Origin of the sequence: Actinomyces sp. oral taxon 897 (assembly GCF_002999235.1) — a bacterium.
Classification (GTDB): Bacteria; Actinomycetota; Actinomycetes; order Actinomycetales; family Actinomycetaceae; genus Actinomyces.
This window is the reverse complement of record NZ_CP027236.1, coordinates 2859736-2881444: the sequence shown is the minus strand read 5'-3', so window position 1 is coordinate 2881444 and position 21709 is coordinate 2859736. Positions and strand designations below refer to the sequence as shown.

General features: G+C 63.8%; 19 protein-coding genes. 2 read left to right on the top strand and 17 right to left on the bottom strand.

Annotation, left to right across the window (positions count from 1 at the left end):
- Nucleotides 1-42 precede the first annotated feature (42 nt).
- Both C3V41_RS11335 and C3V41_RS12955 read right to left on the bottom strand, forming a co-directional pair.
- On the bottom strand, nucleotides 43-1386 hold the full coding sequence (locus tag C3V41_RS11335; RefSeq protein ID WP_106110339.1) for an ABC transporter substrate-binding protein: 1344 nt from the start codon (nucleotides 1384-1386) through the stop codon (nucleotides 43-45).
- A gap of 752 nt (nucleotides 1387-2138) precedes the next feature.
- A complete protein-coding gene (locus C3V41_RS12955; protein WP_129591603.1) occupies nucleotides 2139-3161 on the bottom strand; it encodes a hypothetical protein in 1023 nt (340 codons plus the stop codon).
- Between the two features lie 739 nt (nucleotides 3162-3900).
- On the opposite strand from C3V41_RS12955, the gene C3V41_RS13240 reads away from it, so the two are divergent.
- Nucleotides 3901-4122, top strand: a complete 222-nt coding sequence (locus C3V41_RS13240) for a hypothetical protein (protein ID WP_165271647.1) — start codon at nucleotides 3901-3903, stop codon at nucleotides 4120-4122.
- A gap of 239 nt (nucleotides 4123-4361) precedes the next feature.
- Here C3V41_RS13240 and C3V41_RS12950 read toward each other — a convergent pair whose 3' ends face one another.
- The 13 genes from C3V41_RS12950 to fbaA form a co-directional block, all read right to left on the bottom strand.
- Nucleotides 4362-5444 (bottom strand): hypothetical protein, encoded by a 1083-nt coding sequence (locus C3V41_RS12950; protein ID WP_129591602.1) that lies wholly within the window; start codon nucleotides 5442-5444, stop codon nucleotides 4362-4364.
- A 289-nt stretch (nucleotides 5445-5733) separates the two neighbouring features.
- On the bottom strand, nucleotides 5734-6210 hold the full coding sequence (locus C3V41_RS12945) for a hypothetical protein (RefSeq protein ID WP_129591601.1): 477 nt from the start codon (nucleotides 6208-6210) through the stop codon (nucleotides 5734-5736).
- A 276-nt stretch (nucleotides 6211-6486) separates the two neighbouring features.
- Nucleotides 6487-8604, bottom strand: coding sequence for an ABC transporter ATP-binding protein/permease (locus C3V41_RS11315; RefSeq protein ID WP_106110335.1), 2118 nt, complete (start codon nucleotides 8602-8604; stop codon nucleotides 6487-6489).
- Nucleotides 8604-9929, bottom strand: a complete 1326-nt coding sequence (locus tag C3V41_RS11310) for a peptidoglycan-binding protein (protein ID WP_129591600.1) — start codon at nucleotides 9927-9929, stop codon at nucleotides 8604-8606. Before C3V41_RS11310 ends, C3V41_RS11315 begins: the two co-directional genes overlap by 1 nt.
- Nucleotides 9930-9995: 66 nt before the next feature.
- Nucleotides 9996-10688: a hypothetical protein gene (locus tag C3V41_RS11305; protein WP_129591599.1), complete on the bottom strand. Its 693-nt coding sequence runs from the start codon at nucleotides 10686-10688 to the stop codon at nucleotides 9996-9998.
- Nucleotides 10689-11008: 320 nt separating this feature from the next.
- Nucleotides 11009-11734, bottom strand: a complete 726-nt coding sequence (locus C3V41_RS11300; RefSeq protein WP_129591598.1) for a hypothetical protein — start codon at nucleotides 11732-11734, stop codon at nucleotides 11009-11011.
- A gap of 373 nt (nucleotides 11735-12107) precedes the next feature.
- A complete protein-coding gene (locus C3V41_RS11295; RefSeq protein ID WP_129591597.1) occupies nucleotides 12108-12875 on the bottom strand; it encodes a hypothetical protein in 768 nt (255 codons plus the stop codon).
- A gap of 640 nt (nucleotides 12876-13515) precedes the next feature.
- Nucleotides 13516-14379 (bottom strand): hypothetical protein, encoded by an 864-nt coding sequence (locus tag C3V41_RS11290; protein ID WP_129591596.1) that lies wholly within the window; start codon nucleotides 14377-14379, stop codon nucleotides 13516-13518.
- A gap of 283 nt (nucleotides 14380-14662) precedes the next feature.
- The gene (locus tag C3V41_RS14460; RefSeq protein ID WP_368033299.1) at nucleotides 14663-14992 is read right to left on the bottom strand and encodes a peptidoglycan-binding protein; all 330 of its coding nucleotides are present in this window, start codon (nucleotides 14990-14992) and stop codon (nucleotides 14663-14665) included.
- Between the two features lie 220 nt (nucleotides 14993-15212).
- Complete coding sequence (locus C3V41_RS11280) at nucleotides 15213-15911, bottom strand: response regulator transcription factor (protein WP_106110328.1); 699 nt, start codon at nucleotides 15909-15911, stop codon at nucleotides 15213-15215.
- Complete coding sequence (locus C3V41_RS11275; protein WP_106110327.1) at nucleotides 15904-17148, bottom strand: sensor histidine kinase; 1245 nt, start codon at nucleotides 17146-17148, stop codon at nucleotides 15904-15906. The genes C3V41_RS11280 and C3V41_RS11275 overlap by 8 nt, the downstream gene beginning before the upstream one ends.
- Nucleotides 17145-17321 (bottom strand): hypothetical protein, encoded by a 177-nt coding sequence (locus C3V41_RS13235; protein WP_165271646.1) that lies wholly within the window; start codon nucleotides 17319-17321, stop codon nucleotides 17145-17147. Before C3V41_RS13235 ends, C3V41_RS11275 begins: the two co-directional genes overlap by 4 nt.
- A 184-nt stretch (nucleotides 17322-17505) precedes the next feature.
- The gene (gene fbaA / locus C3V41_RS11270; RefSeq protein WP_106110326.1) at nucleotides 17506-18555 is read right to left on the bottom strand and encodes a class II fructose-bisphosphate aldolase; all 1050 of its coding nucleotides are present in this window, start codon (nucleotides 18553-18555) and stop codon (nucleotides 17506-17508) included.
- Nucleotides 18556-18801: 246 nt separating this feature from the next.
- Between fbaA and C3V41_RS11265 the strand changes: the two genes are divergently transcribed.
- Nucleotides 18802-19245 (top strand): Hsp20/alpha crystallin family protein, encoded by a 444-nt coding sequence (locus C3V41_RS11265; protein WP_106110325.1) that lies wholly within the window; start codon nucleotides 18802-18804, stop codon nucleotides 19243-19245.
- Nucleotides 19246-19623: 378 nt separating this feature from the next.
- Here the strand turns inward: C3V41_RS11265 and C3V41_RS11260 are convergent, their stop codons facing one another.
- Both C3V41_RS11260 and pyrE read right to left on the bottom strand, forming a co-directional pair.
- Nucleotides 19624-20268 carry a TrmH family RNA methyltransferase gene (locus C3V41_RS11260; RefSeq protein ID WP_246742267.1) on the bottom strand — a complete coding sequence of 215 codons (645 nt, stop codon included), beginning with the start codon at nucleotides 20266-20268 and terminating at the stop codon, nucleotides 19624-19626.
- Nucleotides 20269-20717: 449 nt separating this feature from the next.
- Entirely contained in the window at nucleotides 20718-21287 is a 570-nt protein-coding gene (gene pyrE, locus C3V41_RS11255) for an orotate phosphoribosyltransferase (protein WP_106110324.1), read from the bottom strand.
- Nucleotides 21288-21709: the final 422 nt, after the last annotated feature.

Below are 21709 nucleotides of genomic sequence, written 5' to 3'. Positions count from 1 at the left end.
CTTGGCCGGGCACCGCCGCCTGGAGCTAGGCCGGTGCGCGGCTCAGGAGGCGGCCGCCTTGTCGGTCTTCCACTGGCTGGTGAAGAAGTCCTTGACCGCGCTCCACTCCTCCTTCCCGGAGGCGTACTGGGCCAGGTGCTGGCCGAGCTGCTTCTTGAAGTCCTGGCTGGGGAAGGTCTGGAAGGCCCAGGTGACCGGGTAGAGGTCGCTGTTGCCCATGTAGGTGACGACCTCCTTGCCCAGCGGGTCGCTGGGGGCCAGGTCGGCGTAGGCCTTGTAGGGCGCGATAATGCTGAGCTTCTCGGAGGCGAGCTTGGCCCCCTCGGGGTCCGTGAAGAGCCAGGTGAGGAAGTCCCGCGTGGCCTTCTGGTTGGCCTCCGTGGCCTGGGAGTTGACGGTGAGGTAGTTCTCCGTGCCGATGGCGATACCGGCCTTCTCCTCGCCCTTGACGCCAATGTAGATGGGCAGGAAGTGGATGTCCTCCTCCTTGACGGAGTTGCCGTCCACCTTGGCGATCTGCGACCAGGCCCAGTTGCCGTTCTGGATCATGGCGGCCTTGCCCAGGGCGAACTCGCTCATGGAGTCGGTCACCTGCTTGGCGGTGGCCTCGGTGGGGCTGACGGTGGAGTTGGCCAGGTAGAGGTCGAAGATCTGCTTGTAGTTGTCCGAGTAGGTCAGCTTGATCTCCTTGAGGTCGTCGACCTTGTCGTCACGGTACTCGTAGAAGACCGGGTAGTTGGCCAGGTGGGTCTGCCAGCGCCAGTCCTCCCCGGGGGCCAGGGACGTGGAGGCGAAGACGCCGTCGATGCCGAGGTCGGCCTTCTTGGCCTGCATGTCCTCGACGACCTCCTTGAGCTTGTCGAAGCCCTTGATCTCGTCCACGCTCTTGGCCTTGGCGCCCTCCAGCGCGAAGTACTTGTTGAGGATGGCGGCGTTGTAGATGATGCCGTAGCCCTCGATGGCCAGCGGGACGCCGACGACGTGGCCGTCGCCCTTCAGGGCCAGGGAGGCGTCGGTCAGGGCCTTGGCGACGTCCGTGTCGGACAGGTCGGAGGCGTAGTCCGACCAGTTGGAGTAGCCTACGGGGCCGTTGAGGTTGAACAGGGTGGGTGGGTCGGACTTGGCAACCTCAGAGGTGAGGGTCGCCTCATAGGTTCCGGCCGCGGCGGTCACCACCTTGACCTCGACGCCGGTCTTCTCCTTGTAGGTGGAGGCGATCGACTTGAAGGCCTCGTCCGCCTCGGGCTTGAAGTTGAGGAAGTAGATGCTGCCCTTGGCGTCGTCCGAGCCGGAGCCGGAATCGGAGCTCGAGCAGGCGGCGAGGGTGGCGGCGATGGCGAGGGCAGCGGAGCCGCTAAGCACTGAGCGGCGGGAGACGAGTCGCATGTAGTCCTCCTTTGGACAGGGACGGTGAGGCGGACCAGGTGGTTCGCAGGGGGTGTGGTGGCGGCCGGGTGCGGCTGCGTGCCGGGCGGGCACCGGCGGCGCGCCCGGCAGCAGGCGAATCGTCTCACACCGGGAGGCCGTTTCCTGCAAGATCTGCAAGATTGCACAAAAAACGATCATTAGTTGGCGTGATACCAGGTATTTTACGTTGTCGTTACTGAAACGTGAGACGGACGTAACAAGTTCGTCGCGCGAGGACGCGATCCGCTCGCTCACAAACACGTCATGAGCGCGCATACATCGCGGACGCGGTACCGCCTGAGACGCGGACCCCGTCCCAGCCGGCTCGGCACCCCGTCGCCACCAGCCGTAGCCCGGCCCAGGGCCTGCTGCCCCGCCCCGCATCTGGGGTGCTATGGCACCGCCAGCCCGCCTCGCCCCGCACCTGGGGTGCTGTGCACGGCCCCGGCGGTGGTGGGCGGACGGTTCTGTCGCAGTCTGAGGATCAGAGCCGACCCCACCCCGTTCTCACCTTTGTGCACCCAATGTCCACGCAGGTCAGGAACCTGGGGCCCGGCGCGGCAGAGAGTGCCCACCGCTCTGATCCTCAGACTGCGACACGCACACGAACCAGGCCAGCAAACAGGCAGCAGAACATCCAGGAGACCGCATAGAGCCACCCGAATCCGCGCCGCGAGAGACCAGGAACCCCCACCCCCCGCAAATCAACCTCGCCCCGCTCGCGCCATACGTCAAGACGCAGCCGTGGTCCCGTGCAGGTTAATGCCGGTAAGGCACAGCAGTGCGACGAGGCAGGCTGAGATGACGAGTACGGTTGACACTGCGGTGACTGCTACCTGTCTGTCGGTGCCTGCTGCAGGGTACGGTGGGGTCGTGCTCTCGGGACGACGGCGCAGGAGGACGTCGAGGACGGCGCAGAGGATCCAGCACAGGATCCCCAGCGAGACCGATATGAGAACACGTTCCAGGACTATCACCTCCACGGCGGCATCAGAACCGAGTGCCTGCACGGGGAAGAGCGTGAAGAGATGATGCACTGCACGTTGGCAGAGCAGTGACACCGGGGCTGGGAGCAGCAGCATCAGCCCAGCCCACCAGAGAGTGCGCTTGAGCACGGAGGCACGTTCACCCCAGTAGCCCAGAAAGGCGTCCACAGGTACCGCGGCAGCTGGGCCAGAGCCTGCCTCAAGTTGGGGCGCAGAACCATATTCCATGCTTTCATGAGGGCTCTCACAGAACACCGTCGCCTGTGCTTCAGATACTCTGTCGGCCATTCTCGACCTGATCCACCTCCAGCTGCGAAGTGGGTGCCACAGTATGTCCGCCAGGCTCACCCACACAACACCTAACACCCAGAGCAATAAGAGCGCGAGCAAGGTCCAGACATTCATTATGGATCCATTACCCCATTCCTTCCACGCAACATACAGCGACTGCGGGAACGGGCCACCGCGAGCGTCTCCCTCCCTCACGAGTTCGTAGATATAAGCCGCCAGGGGGTGAGAAAACCCAATAAATAACCTGGACTCCCACCGATCCAGCCTCAGTCTTCTGCCGAATATGCGCACCACGGCTCCTCCCATGACGCTCGGGAGAAACTGCATGATGACCAAGAACGCAGCGACAGCCAGGTTTAAGGTGCCATAGAACAGCTGCGCAACACGGTTATGATACTCTCCGGCCAGATAGATAACTGACACTACTATGGTGAAGCACAGGGCCAGCCCGCGTCCCCGGTCGTCATTATCTCTCACAGGATCACCATCCAAAGTTTCCTCGACATGATTCACAACCCGATAGCGAGTCAAGTACCAGAGCCCACAGCCGGGCCCTGACCCTCGTCCGCGCCATATCTCAGGACGTGACTGAGACCCCGTGCAGGCTAATGCCAATCAGGCACAGCAGTGCGACAAGACAGGCTGAGATGACGAGTACGGTTGACACTGCGGTGACTGCTACCTGTCTGTCGGTGCTTGCTGCAGGGTACGGTGGGGTCGTGCTCTCGGGACGACGGCGCAGGAGGACGTCGAAGACAGCACTGAGGATCCAGCACAGGATCCCCAGCAAGATCGACATGAGGATACGTTCCATGACGAGCACCTCCACATCAGGACTATCCAACCTGAACACTGCACGTCGGTAGAGCAGTGACACAGGGGCTGGGAGCAGCAGTATCAGACCGACCCACCAGAGAGTGCGCTTGATCAGGGAAGCACGTTCACCCCAGTAGCCTACAAAGGTGCCTGCAGGTGCCACGGCAGACAAATCGTGATTCTCTTTGACAGGAACCACGAAACCATATTGCAAGGCGTTCTGATGGCTCTCACGATACGCTGACATCTGCGACCTATATGGTAAACTGTTTATCCACGAGTCGATCCGGTGCCACGTACGACGCGGATGAGCCAATACGTTTGCCAGCGCCGCCCACACAAAGCCCATAACCCATGCGATCAGAAATACGGTCGGGGCCGCACGAATATCCTGGGGTCATTGTCCCAGTTTTTCCATGCGGCGTACAGCGACGTCATGAAGGAAGCTTCGGCGTGGGAGCATGACACCAAAATGTCGCACAAGTACATCCCCATTGGGAACGACAGCCCGATAAGCATCTTCGCCTCCCATCGCTCCAACCATATGCCCTTGCCGAACCGGCGAATCAGAATGCAACCGATGAGGCTCGGCGAGAACATGAAAACCAGACTGGCCAAGTAGAAAAGTCCTGGCCCTATGTCATACAACAGTTTAAAGATCGGATGAAGATCAACGGTAGCACCATACAAGCACGCCGCGGACGTCAGCACCACGAAGCAAACAACGAGCTTACCGGGTCGGAAGCTACTGTCCTCCACGCCTGTCTCCCACGTTCTCCTCGATACCCTGCAAGCTTCTAGTGTACACCAGGACGGCCCACGGCTTCACTCCGGCCCTCGCAGAGTTTGGAATACCTATCTTCAAAAGGAGCTCGAGACGCCATCAAGGTTAATGCCGATCAGACAGATCAGTCCGACGAGACAGGCTGATACGACAAACGCGGTTGACACCGCCGCGACCACCAATCGATTATCATTACTTTTTGTAGGGCGCGGCAGGTTTGCAGTTTCCACACAACGCAGGAGCGTACCGAAAACGCCACAGAGAACCCAGCATAGGGCACCCGCCAAGATCGACAGGAGTATGCGTCCTAAGATGAATGCTTCCGGATTTAGCGAGTCACCAGTCTCGTAAACCTGCGCGGAAGAAAACGCAAAGAAGCGGCAGACAGCACGCCAGTAAAACAGTGACATTATTGCAGGTGACATCAGGACCAGGCCGCCCCACCAGAGGACGCGCTTGAGCACAGAGACACGCTTGACCCACCATGAGCTTAAAGGCATGACCGCAAACATCACAACGATCGGACCAAGAAGTATTTGGATAGAATCTTCAAAATGCTTCTTGAGCGTCCCTCGTGTTGCCTGAGTCGCTCCTGTCGGCTCGGAAGTACTGTCTGTCCGTGACGGAGCTTTCCGCTGAGGATAACGTGGACGTGTTACTTCGCTCGCGAAGCCCAACCATATCATACCCAGCACCCAGATACCAAAAAACATGATCGGCGCTCGAAAGACCGCCGCAGAGCTGTCCCCCCATCCGTTCCAAGCAATATACATCGAGTAAAGGGAAAATCTTCGAGTAAGACGAAATCCGTCAAATATAAGTTGACAAATATACGACCCTAACGGATATGAGAGACTCATAAACATCACAACTTCACGAGAACGCAAACGATAGTTTCCGTCAACATAAAGAATTACAACGTACACGATAAAGTTTAGGATGAAAGGTACAATAAGAGCAGTTATACCGAAGTACGCAGCTACGTCAAAATACGCTGGAGCGACGCAAAATGAACCATGGACCAAACACTGATACTCAATAGACAAATCGCTCACACACTTTACAAGTGTCAGCGCAATGAAGTACGTAACCAGTCTAACTATAAGGTGATCTTCGTCCTTCACAATTTTGTTGCGAACATTCTTCTCGACGCTGTTCATGGTCTCTAGCATACACTAGGTTGTGCTGAAAATAAAGAGGACCACACAAAACACGCCCGCTCTGCATGCATGTTCTGGATGCGGGTCCGGTCCGCTCGGGATGCTGATCTTGGATCTTCTTCTGTCTCGCACGCAGCGCTGCTCCCCGTCTTGAGGCTCAGTTGCCCAGGTCCGGCACATCCCTGGGGACCCGTGGAGCAGATCCCCTTCCTCAAACGAGGAGTCCCGGAACGACGTTCCGTATAGCGCAAGAGAGACGGTTACGTCCCGTGGCTGCACTACAACGTCATCAAGGAGTTGGATTGTAGTACAAATCGATAGAGATTGAGAATAGGAGGATGATCACGGCAGCACTGAGCGCAAATACGGCGGACACAACGCAAATAACTACACGTTGTGCGATACTGCTTTTCGACATGGGGCCAGACTGCATATTAGAATAATATTTATAGCTAGCTTCATCTGAACTAAATAGAATGCAGAGAAGCCAAAGCAGGAGGCCAGCCACGAGCGTGGCAATGATACGTTCTTCTTCAATGACTTCCGCTAGGTCCGTTGCGGCACTACGACTCGAACCCGATGGCGGCACCTTGAGGGGGGAAGGGAAAACTGAGAAGAAATCATGAACTGCCGTCATGTCCAGAAATGACATCGGAGCAGGAGACAGCAGTACCAGTCCGCCCCACCAAAACGCGCGTCTCACCATAGGCGCGCGCCCGACCCACCAAGAGGCCTTGGATCGGGTATCCATATCTTTACTGCTCATGCAGCGCCCCCGTCTAACACGTGACTCCAGGCTCCCGCAGGTCCAGGAAGCATGCCTGGCGTTGGAAGTGGTGACGTACCGTCAGGCTCCCTAGTTGCTCGCCGTGGTCTCAGTGGCTCCGGTCAGGAGCGAGGGCCTCGCCCCCCAGGAGGGGCGGGGCACCTGGCAACCATTGTCCACCCTCCGGGCCCGTCAGAGGGCGTCACAAACGTTTAAGTTTTCGCCCGGCCTCCTTTTAGGCGCCTGACCTGCGCAGATACCGCAACCCACCCGGCGTTAGGTGGTCCGCAGGGCGTCGGAGGGCTGGATGCGCCCGGCCCTGCTGGTGGCCAGGGCCCCGCCCAGAGTGCCCACCACGATGCCCCCGACCACTCCCAGGGGCACCAGGACCGGGTCCAGGACGGGCTGCCAGTGCCGGACGATCGTGACGGCGAGGATGACCATGACCGAGGCGTAGGCACCCAGGAGCCCGCCAAGGGTCCCAATGGTCAGGGACTCGCTGAGAATGAGCGCCGTGAGGTGGGTGCGTCGGGCGCCAATGGCCCGGCGCAGCCCCAGCTCACCTGTGCGTTGGAAGACGGCGGTGGTCATGGAGTTGGTCAGCGACAGCACGGAGGCCAGGAGGGTGACACCTGTCAGGGTCAGGAGCATGGTGGTGACGTTGGACTCAATGGACTCACGCAGGCTCATGGGGTCCGGCGGCGCGTTCACGGTCACGCCCTGCGGGGCGGTGGGCAGCCAGGCCACCGGCGCCTGGGCGGCCACCTGCGGGGCGGCGCCGGGAGCCACCTTGATCTCCGCACCCGCGTACCGGGCCTTTCCGGTGACCTGGTCGGAGGCCATAATGACGGAGTTAATGAGCGTGACCTGCAGCCCGGCGTCCTTGAGGATCCCGACCACCCGCATGGGGACGCCGTCGACCCAGATCGCCGGGGAGGCCGCCAGGGGCCCGAGCTGGATCTGTGTGGCCACCTGGGTGCCGACGATCACCTCGCCGGGCCCCAGCGTGGTCACGGAGGGTCCGGAGCTGTCCAGGGTGAGGATGCTGGCGGGGACGCGCCCACCCACCAGTCCGACGACCTCGTAACGCTGGTTCCCCGCCTCGTTGGCGGCGTCCGTGGGGGTGGTGGCGATGGGGGCCTGCTCGTAGACGGAGTAGACGAGCACCTCCCTGACCCCGGCCAGGGAGCCCACCCGGTCCATGGCGGTGGTAGACAGGAGCTCGGCCGCGGGCGCGGGGTTCTGCATCAGGTCAGGTGAGGTCATGGCCACCCGCTGGTTGCGCTGGGCGTCAAAGATGTCCGATACCTGGCCTGAGGCCGTCTGGGAGAGTCCCATGGTGGTCAGGGCCAGGCCCACGCCCAGGGCGACGGCGGCCATGAGCGCCAGCGTCCGCCCTGTCTTGGTCCACAGTCCCCGCCAGGCGTCGGCCAGGGCGTCAGCCACCCGCACCCGTGAGTCCCGCCCCTCCGGGACGGGCACCTCCCAGGGCGGGGCCGCGGGCCGGTCCGGGCAGCCGTCCTGAGCGGAGGGCAGCAGGAGCGTGTCGCGCTCGTGGACGCCCGGGTCGGCGCCCGCCCGGCGGCCAGGGGTGCCCCGGGTGCGTCGGGCGGCGCGACGGCGCGACGGGCCGGTGCTGCGGGCCGGGGTCGCGGGGCTGGCAACGCTGGCGGCGCTGGCCGGGCTAGCGGCGGCACTACCGGCAGCAGCGGGGGCGACCGGCTCGGTGGTGTCGGTGACGACCCCGTCCAGGACCTTCAGGCGACGTCGGGCCCGGGACGCCAGGGCAGGGTCGTGGGTGACCACAATGAGGGTGGAGCCCCTGGTGTTGAGCTCCTCCAGGGTCTCCATCACGGTCAGGGAGTTGGCAGAGTCGAGGTTGCCGGTGGGCTCGTCGGCCACCACCACAGGGGCGCCCGAGGCAATGGCCCGGGCGATCGCCACCCGCTGCCGCTCACCCCCGGACAGGCGTGCGGCCCGCTCCCCGGCCTTGGCGGCCAGGCCTACGACCTCCAGGGCCTGACGGGCCAGCTCCCGGCGGCGGGAGGCAGCCAGGCCCCGGTACAAGGTGCCCAGGGCCACGTTGTCCAGCACGCTGCGTCCCTCCAGCAGGTGGAAGGACTGGAAGATAAAGGCGAAGGTGGCGCTGCGCAGGCGGGCCCGCCCGGCGTCGGACAGGCCGGTGGTGGGGTGGGAGTCAATGATGTACTCCCCCTCGGTGGGGACGTCCAGCAGGGCGAGCTGGTTGAGCAGGGTGGACTTGCCCGAGCCGGAGGGCCCCTCAATAGCGACGTACTCCCCCTGGCTGATCGTCAGGGACACGTCCTTGAGGGCCTCCACGGGTGAGGCGCCCCGGTAGGTCCTAGACACGTGCTCCAGGGTGAGGGTGGCCATTAGCGGTCCACCCTCACCTTGGCGCCCTCAGTCAGGACGCTGCCGGCCTCGGGCTCAGCCAGTGCGCAGGTGCCGGCCACGCAGCCGGAGACGGTCACCGTCACCTGGGTGAAGCCCCCGTCGGCCCCTTGGACCAGGACGCTGGAGGATCCTTGAGCGTCTGTGGCAATGGCACGCTGGGGCACGGTGAGGACACCGGTCAGGGGGGCGGTCAGGTTCAGGGTGACCAGCACGTCCTTGCGTCCGGCCCAGGAGGCGGGAATCTCCCCGCTGGTGGGCGTCAGGGAGGCCACGGATCCTGAGCCACCTGCCCCTCCTCCGGAGTCGCGGGAGCCCTCCTTGCCCGGGCTGCCTGCCCCCTCACCGCCCTGACCGGTGGAGTCCGGCTTCTTCTCATCCACTGAGGCCACCTTGACCGGCACGCTGGTACCGTCCAGGACGGCTGTCCCCGAGACCTTGCCGCTCCCCAGGCGGGCGGCCATGTTACCGGGGACCGGCGCGGTCAAGGTCATAGTGGAGCTGGACAGTCCCAGGGTGGCACTGCTGTCCGTCAGGACCGTACCCACGTCGGGAACCTGGGCGACCTTGGAGGGCAGGCCTGAGAGCACCATGACCTCTGAGGCCGGCAGCATGATCTGCGCGGCGGCCTTGGTAGCCGGGGCCGCGGCAGGCGCGGGGGTCCCGTCGTCCTTGTCGGCCCCGCCTTGTGCTGAGGAGGAGTCCCCGGGGCCGTCACCGGAGGCAGCCGGGCGCGTCGGGGCCTGGGAGCCGACCTTCTGGTAGAGGCTCTGGATGCAGGAGGCGGTCAGCGGCCCAAAGCTGCCGGTGGCCGTGATGTTGTAGCCCAGGTCCCTCAGGGCCTCCTGGACCATGGTCACGTCCGCACCGGAGTCCCCCTCACCAATGTCCCGGTACATGGGGAAGGTACCAGCCAGGGCGAACACCGGCCGGTCATTGACCCAGGTCACCACCTGGCCGCTGCTGAGGTCCTCACCCACGTTCACCCCGGTAGAGGTGACCACCGCGGTCCCGCTGGGGCGTGGAAGGGGCAGGCTGCGGGCCCCGCTGGCCTCAGCAGAGGCCATGACGGTGGTCTGCTCCTTCAGGTCACCACGAGTCACCTCCACCACGACGGCATTGGCGGAGGGCGGTGCGGCGGCTGCCTCGCGCTGTGCCGGGGACTCGAAGCGGGAGGCCAGTGCCCAGGTCCCGGCAACGAGTCCGACGGCGGCGACCACGGCCAGTACCGCCCACCACCAGCGCGCCCTGACGCCTTTCTCACGAGTGGCTGAGGAATCGGAGCGAGAGGTTCGGATGAGACGCATACTGGGTCCTAGGGGTGAGGTAAGGGAAATTCTACGGGGAGTACGGGGGCGGTAGACAGGTGGAGCTCAGACACCTCCCTTGGCGATAATCTCTCGGGCGCGGGCGGCCTCAGCCTGGTGCTCGGCTAGGACAGGTGCCAGCTCGGCGCGGTGGGCGTCCACGAAGGCCTGGCGCGTGTCCCACTCCTGCTGGTAGAGGGTGTCGGTCCACCCCGATGAGGCCCGACAGGCGGCGTCAGCACTCGCCGTAGCGATCTCATCAGCTGACGGCGTAGCGATCGGCCTCCAGTTCCACTTGTCCCGAAGGGACTCAGGAAGTCCTCCCGTGGAACCCGCGTCCCAGGGACGGTCCGGCAGGTCAGAGATCCCCAAGGGCGCCATGCACTCACGCCACGACGCAGCCGCCGCACTCAACTCAGGAGAGGTACGGTCTGTTCCCAGCCGGTTAAGCTGGGAGCTAATAGAGGAAGGATCGGCCTGGGCATCCTCAACCGACTTATTGAATCGCTCCTTAAACTCCTCCACACTTACCCCCGCCACAGCAGCCTGCCCCTCCAGGTTACAGATACTTAGCTGGTCAAGGAACCCGTCACCTCTTCCGGCATAAAGACTGCCTCCAGCGGCCTCGACCTCGTCCCTCAGAAGATCCCGAGGATCAGGGGCCTGATGGTATCCGAACTGGCTGGCAGTGGTCTCATTAAAGAAGGTGGAGATGCCGTCACCAGCAAGGTTGGCGGGCGGCGGGGCCGAAGCATCCATGCGCACACGATAGTCAGAGAACCCCGCCTTGACCATGCAGTTCCTGGCTACAGTACTTTCGGCTTGAAGGGTCAAGGCCATAGTCTGCCCACCATAGTAGGGGTCAGTGGGAAGGGTCCAGTGAGACTGGTCCTTCGTCACCTCGGCCCCTGTCGTCGTGACGGCGCTAGAAGCTACAACTGTAGATGGCGAGGTTTGCCCGTCAGGCGGCGCCGAGGCCCCTTGCCCGCTTGTCTTCCCTCCCTGGGAGCACGCCCCCAGGAACATGGTCATACCCAGCACGACAGCACAGATGGAACGCAGGGGTGAGCGACCGTCAGTCATTGCTTGTCTCCTTCTTCTGTCCCGTTGGCAGCCTGGGACAGTAGATCGCGTAGGCGGGTCTTCTCGGCGGCGTGGGCGTCAAGGGCGCGCTGCACGTCAGCACGGTGGGCGGCAATGAAGGCAACCTGGCGGTCCCAGGTCAGGTCGTACAGGGCCTGGTTCCACCCCGAGGACTCACGGCACCCGGCGTCAAAAGTCGCCACCTGGATCTCATCGGCACTGGCATCCCCCAGGGGCCACCAGTCCCAACGCTCCTTGAGCGACTCAGGCATATCACCATAGTTCTGCAGCATCCAGGGGGCACTGGGCAGGTCACTAATACCCTGTGGCGCCATGCACTCCACCCAGGCCTTAGCTTGAGCGGCCAGGGCAGGGTCGGAGTTACTGATCCCAAACTGGTTGAGCTCGTACTCATAGGACCCAGGCTTGCTCGCAACAGGCTCCCCCGTTGGAATAGGACCGTTTTCACGCACATTTGCCTCGTTCACGCAAGTATACATCTGATCCTTAAACGCCTGCGACTTGTCCTCGTAGTAGGAACGATCTCTGTTCTCGACACCACCCGAACTGTAACGGTAACCCGGATCCGGGGCCTTACGGTAACCGTACTTCTGTGCGATCGCAGTATTGAATAGCGCCGAGAAACCATGCGGATTAGTTTCCGGGTAGGGGACGTCAATAGAGGACAAGATCTCGTAGTCCGGGAACCCGTGCTCCAGCATGCACTCGTCCACCCACACATGCACTAGGTGAACCTGCAGCCTCAAGAGCTCCTCGTCATAGATACGGTCAAACGGGAGCGCCCAGGTACTAATGTCCTTAGTAACACCCAGCGAGTCCTCCCCACCAGACGACGAACTAGGACCCACCGACCCGCCATAGCTGGCCCCCGCAGTGGATGACGCCACACCGCCATCCACCGCGGTAGAGCAGGAACCAACCATTGTGCAGACAAGAGCCAGAGCGACCAAGCAGCCTAGCCCGGCCAGTCGAGTACCTTGCATCCGTGTCAGACATTCTTTCTCAACCGTCACAGACGTCCTCCTGTTAACACGACGGTGCGAGGCTCCCATAATACGAGATCCCATAATAGTCTTACACCCCTCCCTTGGCTATGATCTCGCGGGCGCGGGCGGCCTCGGCCTGGTGCTCGGCTAGGACAGGTGCCAGCTCGGCGCGGTGGGCGTCCACGAAGGCCTGATGCGTGTCCCACTCCTGCTGGTAGAGGGTGTCGGTCCACCCCGAGGAGGCCCGACAGGCGGCGTCAGCACTCGCCGTAGCGATCTCATCGGCAGAAGGCTTACCTGTCGGCCTCCAGCCCCACTTGTCCCGAAGGGACTCAGGAAGGCCCATAGACCCTGCGTCCCAGGGACGGTCCGGCAGGTCAGAGATCCCCAGGGGCGCCATGCACTCACGCCACGACGCAGCCGCCGCACTCAACTCAGGCGAATTAAGGTCCACAGCAAGTCGATTGAGCTGCGAGCCAATTGAGGAAAGATCTTCCTGGACGTCATCGGCCAACTTGTTGGACCTCTCCTTAAACTCTTCCACACTTACCCCCGCCACGGCAGCCCGTCCTTCCATATCACAAACGTCCATTTGTTTATGGAACTCCTTGTCCTTGCTGGCGAAGAGACCTCCAGGTCCAGCGGCCTCAATCTCCGCCTCTAAAACATTCCTTGGGTCAGGAGCGCGCCGATACCCGAACTGGCTGGCAGTGGTCTCGTTAAAGAAGGTGGAGATGCCGTCACCAGCAAGGTTGGCGGGCAGCGGGGCAGAGGCATCCATGCCCACTCGATAGTCAGAGAACCCGGCCTTGACCATACAGTTCCTGACCGCGATATCCCATGCCTGAAGGCTCAAGGCCATAGTCTGCCCACCGTAATAGGGGTCAGTGGGAAGAGTCCAATGAGACTGGTCCTTCGTGACCTCGGCCCCAACGCCCTCCACAGCAGAACTACCCGTAGAGGCTACCTGCCCACCAGGCGGCGCCGAAGCCCCCTGACCGCTCGTCTCCCCTCCCTGGGAGCACGCCCCCAGGACCACAATCACACCCAGCATGGCAGCACTAATAGAACGCAGGGACGAGCGACTGCCGGTCATTGTCTGTTCTCCTCATGAATAAGTACGTCGAACGGTTCAGGAACATAAAGCATTATGGTCGTCAATACTATTGCTCTCTGGGACGCAAACCGTTATAGACGATACCCGAGACTGCGAGGTACCTTCCTGAAGCCCCGAATCTGCACCGGGCCTCCCGTCGCCACAGTCGCAGTCGCCCTCGCTGCTAGGGCGCTACGACGTGTGAGATGGTCGCGATGCGGTACCTCCTACAAAGGATCATACACCTCTTACGTGTGAGCGCACCAGGATGACTCGACTTTTGACGAGCCTCCTGACCCATCTAGATGCGCGGAAATGACTCGACTCCGTAGCAACCAACCATGAGGTGCCACGTAAGGCACCTCATGGTGGAGCTCTGGGTCCTCTTACTCGTTCTACCTTATGCTCCTCCCTTGGCTATGATCTCCCGGGCGCGGGCGGCCTCGGCCTGATGCTCGGCTAGGACAGGTGTCAGCTCGGCACGGTGGGCGTCCACGAAGGCCTGATGCGTGTCCCACTCCTGCTGGTAGAGGGTGTCGGTCCACCCCGATGAGGCCCGGCACGCGGCGTCAGCACTCGCCGTGGCGATCTCATCGGCAGAGGGTTTACCCGTCGGCTTCCAACCCCACTTGTCCCGGAGGGACTCAGGAAGCTCTCTCGTGGAACCCGCGTTCCAGGGGCGGTCCGGCAGGTCAGAGATACCCAGAGGTACCATGCACTCACGCCACGACGCAGCCGCCGCACTCAACTCAGGAGAATTAAGATCCACACCAAGCCGATTGAGCTGGGACCCGATGGACGCAGGATTCTCTTGAACCGCATCTGCCGATCCTGTCGACTCTTGATGGCTCGCCTTGAACTCATCGACGCTCACCCCTGCCACTGCGGCCTGCCCCTCTAGGTTGCAGATGTCCAATTGGTCAAAGAACTCATTGCTCTTTCCACTAAAAAGGTCACCCCCAGAAGCCTCAATCTCCGCCTCCAGAAGATCCCTCGGATCGGGAGCCCGACGGTATCCAAACTGCTTCGCAGTGGTCTCGTTAAAGAGAACGGAGATACCGTCACCAGCAAGGTTGGCGGGCGCTGGCGCCGAAGCATCCATACGCACACGATAGTCAGAGAACCCCGCCTTGACCATGCAGTTCTTGACAACGGTCTCCTCGGCCTGAGAAGTCAGAGCCAAAATTTGCCCACCATAGTAGGGGTCAGTAGGCAGAGTCCACTGAGACTGGTCCTTCACCACCTCCGCCTCAGATCCTGCCACCTCGGAAGTATTATCAACGCCTGGAGAGTCCTGATTTCCGGAAATAGACCCCTGGGAACACGCTCCTAGAAATATTAGCAGACACGCAACACCAGTGAGTCCGGGACGTAGACGGGAACAATAATTAACCATGCCAACCTCTCTGAAAATAGGTGTGCTCACATAAGCAAATGTTTGCCTAACTGCACAAAGACCACAACGACACACAGCTATAGGGCACTCGATGTGCCTCCCAGATAATCTCAAGGGTGCGCGGAAGCAGGCCTCCGCGCACCCTTAAGACTCAAGCCCAACGCGACACAGACCCGTTTACTGCACGCCAGCGCATCCTATGACCGGTCTTTGCGCCATACTCACCGTCCTGCGTCAAGTTATACCTTCGCTGAACCTGCATGACCGCCCAGCGCGTTCCTCGACCATAGTATCCGTCAACGTCAACGCTCATACCTTCAGCCGAATTCAGGTTAAACTGGAGAACGGTGACTGCATTGTTGTGGAGGTCACTAATCGCGAGCCAGCAATAGCGGCTCCCGCTACGGTCTGTAGGCGAAGCCGTGGGCCAGCCATTGGCAAGAGTGATAAACCTCGACGAAGTGCACCTAAGGTTTGTCATTGCTGGCGTCACGTCCGCACTGAATGAGTTAGAAACGTCCGACTCTGACGCCTGAGCGGCGCCGGGGATCCCCACGATCACCAGTGCCGAGGCGATAGCGGCAAGAAGCTTCTTCCTGAACAACATGTTCGTCCTCCAAAATCATGACGGTCGCTCCTGCGACCTGAGTCCAGGATGGCACACGCAGCGTGAGATCCGCTACCGACAAATGTAGGTAGTTTCACCGTGACCCAAGCAGGGCAGCTTTCTGGATGATCTCGACACGAGTACGGCAGCCCAATCGGCGCCGGATCTCTACCAGGTCGTCACGTACGGTCGTCCTGGCATACCCAATGGCCTGCGCGATCTCCTTGTCCGTGCAGGGCGCGTGGAGGACCAGCATGTCGTACACTGTCCGCTGGCGCTTCGGCAGCTTCCTCACGCCCTCGAGGAAGTCCGCGTTCTCCTCCCGGAACCGGGCCTGCCGCCGGTAGCCCTCCACCAGGAGCCTCGTCGGCTCGGGGCCGAGCACCTGCTGCCCCTGGGAGACTGCACGCAGACCCCTGGCAATGTCGTCCACTCCCATGTCCTTGGTCAGGAACCCCATCGTCTCGGTGGCCAGGACCTTCTCCATGTAGTCCTCAGGCACCAGCCCCGAGAGGATGACAACCTTCGTATCCGGATAACGCCCAGTTATGACCTTGGTCACCTCAACGCCATCCATAGATGGCATAGCAATATCTACAAGTGCCACATCTACCTGACACTTCTCCAGCGCATTAAGAGCCTCACGACCGTCTCCAGCCACAGCGACCACGTTAATGTAGGGGACGGTGCCGAGGAGGCTGCTGAGCTGACGGCGGTACCCCTCGTCATCATCAGCCAGGAGTACGCGGACCGGCTCCTTCTTCTCCGAGGCAGCACCAGTGTTCTCAGTCATGTTCTTTCTCCTTGTCTAGCGGCACCTCATCGGTGCCGTGATCTGTTCCTACCCCTGCCGCGGGGTGCGGCAGGGCGACTCCAAGCAGCCAGTCGTCCTTCAGGGGCCCGTAGCTGACGTAGCCTCCGACCTGCTCAGCCCGGCGCGTCAACATGGTCAGGCCCATGCCGCCTTCCAGCCCCCTGCGCCAGGCCTCCTCAGGCGTGCCCGACGGGGCCGTCGTAGACCTGACCATGAGCTCGACCTGGTCCGGGTCAAGCACCACCTGGACCCTCACCGACGTCCCTCGTCCGGCGTACTTCAAGGCGTTGAGGCAGCCCTCCCTCAACGCCACCGCCAGTACCGACAGGCGGGGACCGTCAAGCACCTCAGCCAGCTCCTGCTCCGAGGGGACTGAGGGGCGGAGCTCAAGGCCGGCAGCGGCCAGGAGCGTCCTGTACTCCTTCAGGACCGCCACCCAGGACCCGTCGTCTCGGACCGCCTCAGCCGCCGGGGTGCTCGCGTGAATGATCTGGCGGATCTGCCGCATCGCGCTCTGGGCGTCGGCCAGGATCTGCTCCTCGCACACCTGCGTGCGGCCCCTAGACGGCTCGCGGATCAGGTACTCCGTGTTCACCACGATCCGGGCCAGACAGGCCACCACCGAGTCATGGAGCTGCGCGGCCAGGACCGAGCGCACCCGGGAGTCCTCGGCCTCCACCCTGAGACGCCAGTACCCGACCTGCTCGTCGGCCACCTGTAGGCGGTCCTTATAAAGACGGACTACCAGCCCGACCCCGACCCCCACGACGATCTGGAAGGACCACGCCACGAAGGGCCGGACACGGTCGGGGTCACCACCTATGACTGAGCCAGCCAGCAGGGCCGTGCCCGCTACGAGTACGGCCAGGTTCCAGCGACGTGCCACCCAGCCGCCGATCACCAGGACCGAGCCGATTGCCGGCGCCGTCAGCACGGCGACGTCGCTGGGAAGAGCGTTCACCACCGCCGTCACCACCAGGGCGGCACCGCCCGCGAGCCGTGGGTACCAGCCCGAGAGCCCCACGCAGACCGCTATAACAACTGAGGCGAGAAGAGTGAGCCCTGACGGCCTCTGGACACCTGGCGGAATCCAGTCCAGGACCAGGAGGGCCAGCGCCGCCCCCGCCGGGACCACCTCCCGACGAGCGAGGATCCGCTCTGCCTGACGCCGCAGAGGGAGCTGGCCACCAATGCCAGGCACCTGCCCGGCACTCATACCTGGCACCACCACAGCCAGGGGAAGAACCGGCAGGTCAGTGCCCCACCTCCACCCAGGGGGACCTCACCGTCCGGCAACGACGGGGAGGTGGCACCAACCGTGAGGAGCACGACCAGGACGAGGGAGACAAGGGAGGAAAGGGAGGGGATGTGGATGTACCTATAAGTCATGAGACCCTCTATCGGGGATAACTATACATCTATTTCAGTATCTCATGCAGAACGCTCCCGCGCAAGACACAGTTTGGTAACGATCGGGATTAGGTCGGCCCGGCCCCACCAGCGTGAGACCGGGCCGACCGTGTGGCTCGCGACCCCTAGGGCCGCGGCGGTACCGCCCCTTGCGGGCAGCTGCTCAGCGCTTGGCGGAGCCGACCGAGCCGAGGCGCTCACAGGCCTCGACCACGCGGGCGGCCATGCCCTCCTCAGCAGCCTTGCCCCAGGCGCGGGGGTCGTACTTCTTCTTGGAGCCGACCTCACCGTCGACCTTCAGGACGCCGTCGTAGTTGCGGTACATCCAGTCCGCGATCGGGCGGGTGAAGGCGTACTGGGTGTCGGTGTCGACGTTCATCTTGATGACGCCGTTGCGCACCGCGGTGGCGATCTCCTCGTCGGTGGAGCCGGAGCCGCCGTGCATGACCAGGTCGAACGGCGAGTCCTTGACCCCGACCTTGGTCTGGAGGCGGTCACCGAGGCGCTTGGCGACGTCCACCTGGATCTCGCCCAGGATCTCCGGGCGCAGCTTGACGTGACCGGGCTTGTAGGAGCCGTGCACGTTGCCGAAGGTCAGCGCTGTGATGTAACGGCCGTTCTCGCCCAGGCCCAGGGCCTCGATGGCGCGGTAGGCGTCGTCGGCAGTGGTGTAGAGACTGGCGTTCTCCTCACCCTTGATGCCGTCCTCCTCGCCGCCGACAGCGCCGATCTCGATCTCGAGGACGGTGTGGGCCGCGCGGGAGCGCTTGAGCATGTCCACGGCGATCTCAATGTTGTCGTCCAGGGACTCCGCCGAGCCGTCCCACATGTGGGACTGGAACACCGGCAGCTCGCCGCGCTTGACCTGCTCGGCCTCGATCTCCAGCAGCGGGTGGATCCAGCAGTCAAGGAACTTCTTGGGGCAGTGGTCCGTGTGGAGGCCCACGATGCCGGGGTAGAGGTCACCGACGGCGCGGGCGTAGGCGGCGAAGGCGAGGGAACCAGTGACGCGGTCCAGGCGGGAGGAGCCGGACCAGTAGGCGGCGCCGCCGTTGGAGATCTGGACGATACCGTCAGACTCGGCGTCGGCGAAGCCCTTGAGGGCAGCGGAGAGGGTCTGGGAGCTCGTGACGTTGATCGCGGGGATGGCGTACTTGCCAGCCTTGGCGCGGTCAAGCATGTCCGCGTAGGACTCCGGGGTTGCGATGGCCACTAGATGCCTCCTGAAGAATGGTGAGTCAGTGGTGCAGGGCTCATTGTTCCACGGATCGGCCGATCCTGGAAGCGGATCATGGTCCCAGGTCACACTTCGATGCTCTATTTTTTCACCCTGGGCGATGCCTCTTAGCACTCTCGGGTCGAGAGTGCCAGAATCGAGGTGTCCGGGAAGGGCGCGAGGCGCGCCCCTCCCGCCCGGTTCCCGGAGGCTCCGGGACCGTGACCACAGGAGGTGGTTGACATGGCAACACCGTCGTCCTTCGATCCCTTCCGCGACCTGGACCGCTGGCTCACCAACGGCCTGGTGCGCACCCCCGCGTCCGTGGGCATGCCGCTGGACCTGTACCGCAAGGGCGAGTCCTTCGTGGCCCACATCGACCTGCCCGGCGTCGACCCCGCCACGATCGACGTGGACGTGGAGGACCGGACCCTCACCGTGCGCGCCGAGCGCCCCGCCCGAGACGAGGACGGGGTCCAGTGGCTCGCCCACGAGCGTCCCTCGGGCACCTTCGCCCGCCAGCTCACGCTGGGCTACGGCCTGGCGCTGGACCGCATCTCCGCCACCTACACCGACGGCGTGCTCACGCTGACGATCCCCGTGGCGGAGGAGGCCAAGCCCCGCAAGATCGAGGTAGTGCACTCCAAGGCGGCCCAGCCCATTATCGAGGCCGAGCCGAAGGCCTGAGCCGGTCCGGCACCCCGGGCCTGGTGAACCCGACCTGGTGGGCCCGGCCTGGCGGGCTGGCCGGCACTTCGAGCCGGGCCCGGTGGGCTCGGTCTGGTAGGCGGCCAGCACCAGGCCCGGGGCAGCCGAGCCCTCTGACGGCCTGTCAGCCTCGCAGTGGGGCTGACAGGCCGTTCGCGGCTCTTGAGCCTCGGGGCTCGCCAGGAAGCGAGTCCCGCGCCACCCCAGGCGTCGCGGCCTGTGGGCCGCCTGAGGCAGCGACGCTGGCGTGGTCGCCTGAGGCAGCGACGCCAGCGCGGCCCGCAGGTCGCGGTCAGCCGGGGTCTCGGTCAACCGGGGTCACGGTCAGGACCCTGACCGTCCTGACGTCAGGGCACGTCAGTCCGGGGCGGGTCCGCCGTGCTGGAGGATCCAGGTGTGCATTGCCACCGCGGCCGCCGCCGCCACGTTAATAGAGCGGGTCGAGCCGTACTGCCCGATACGCAGGACGCGGGAGCAGCTGGCCAGCAGACCCGAGCTGATCCCCTCCCCCTCGCTGCCAAAGACCATCAGGCAGCGCTCAGGCAGGGACTCGCCCTCCAGGAGGCGGGCGCCCGGGACGTTGTCAATACCCACCACCTCGTAGCCCTCACGCTCCGCCCACGCCAGGAGCTCGGCGGCCTGGGGGTGGTGGGTGACGCTGAGGTAGCGGTTGGTGACCATGGCGCCACGCTTGTTCCAGCGGCGTCGGCCGACAACGTGGACCCCACCCACATTGAAGGCGTTGGCACTGCGCACGATCGAGCCGATATTGAGGTCCTGGCTGACGTTCTCAATGGCCACGTGCAGGCTGTGGGCGCGGGCAGCCAGGTCGGCACGGATCGCCTCCACCGACCAGTACCGGTAGCGGTCCACGACGTTACGCCGGTCCCCGGCAGCCAGCAGGGCCGGGTCGTAGCAGGGGTCGGTGGGCCAGGCGGCCTCTCCCCCGGGCCAGGGCCCCACCCCCACCTCGCGACGGTCGGCGGGGACGTCCTCCTCCAGACGTTGACGGTCGGCGGGGAGGTTCCCTTCCGGGCGCTGACGGTCGGCGGGGGCATTCCCCTCCGGGCGCCCCGGGTACGACGCACGCGGCCGGTACCCACCCTCGGGCAGGTCAGAGGCCGGGGCCGACCAGGTCACTGCGCTTCCCCGGGCGAGTAACGAGATCCCCTGAGAAACCCCTCGACGAGTGTGTCGTCACCGTGCGCGCCAGATGTCCTGACACGGCGGTTCAGTAGGCGGAGCCGGTCAAGGAGCCCGCGGGCCCCGTCCCGGGCGAACCAGGCCGGGACGTCGACACTACCCAAGGCAGCCACGAAGGACCGGCTCGGCACCAATGGCCGCCAACTCCGTGACGGCAGAACTATGCGCAGCACAGCAAAGTTTCCGAAATCAAAACCGGGTACGAGGCGTGATCACGAGGACGTGGTTCGCACCGTCGGACGTCTTCCTCAGCCCAGTCCCAGGTCGTCCAGGCCCAGGGCGGCGTGGTAGGGCAGGCCCGCTGCCTCGACGCGCTCGCGCGCACCGGTGTCGCGGTCCACGACCACGGCCACGGCCAGGACCTCGGCTCCTGCCTCCCGCAGGGCGGCGACCGCCTCCAACGGGGAGCCGCCGGTGGTGGAGGTGTCCTCCAGGACCACCACCCGCCTGCCAGCGACCTCCGGGCCCTCGATACGCCGTCGCATACCGTGGTCCTTGGCCGCCTTGCGCACCACGAAGGCGTCCAGGTCCAGGCCGCGGGAGGCGGCGGCGTGGAGCATGGCGGTAGCCACCGGGTCGGCACCCATGGTCAGGCCGCCGACGGCGTCAATATCCTCCGGCCCCAGGCCCGCCTCCTCCAGCATGTCGAGCATGACGTGGCCAATGAGCGGGGCGGCCTCATGGTGCAGGGTGGCACGGCGCATGTCCACGTAGAAGTCGGACTCCAGGCCCGAGGCGAGGGTGACCTTGCCGCGCACGACGGCCAGCTCCTCAACGAGCTGGGCGAGGCGGGCGCGCTGGGAATCGTTGGTACTCACGGCTTTTAGGTTAGGCGACGGCGTCACCCAGTGGCACCTCGGAGGCCTTGGTGCGGTCTGCTCTTAGGCAGCGGTCTGTTCTCGGGCAGTGGTTCGCTCCAGGCCAGCGCGTGGCCAACGACCTGATCTCGGGCAGTGGTCTGCGGCAGTGGCCTGCTCCTGGGCAGTGGCCTGCTCTCGGGCAGTGGCACGCCCCCGGCCAGCCGTAGAGGCCGGGCCGCATGCGCCGGGGGCGTTTGCGCTGCGTTCGGCTGCAGAGGCCAGGGGCGCACGACAGAAAGCCAGCCCGGCGGAGGCCTGACGGGAAGTCGGCCCGGCGGAGCCAGCCTAGGATGAAACTGGCCTGACGGAGTCAGCTCGGGAGGAGTGGCCCGTCAGGAGGCTGGCGGCCGCCACCACAGCACGGGGCCCGGTAGCGGCGC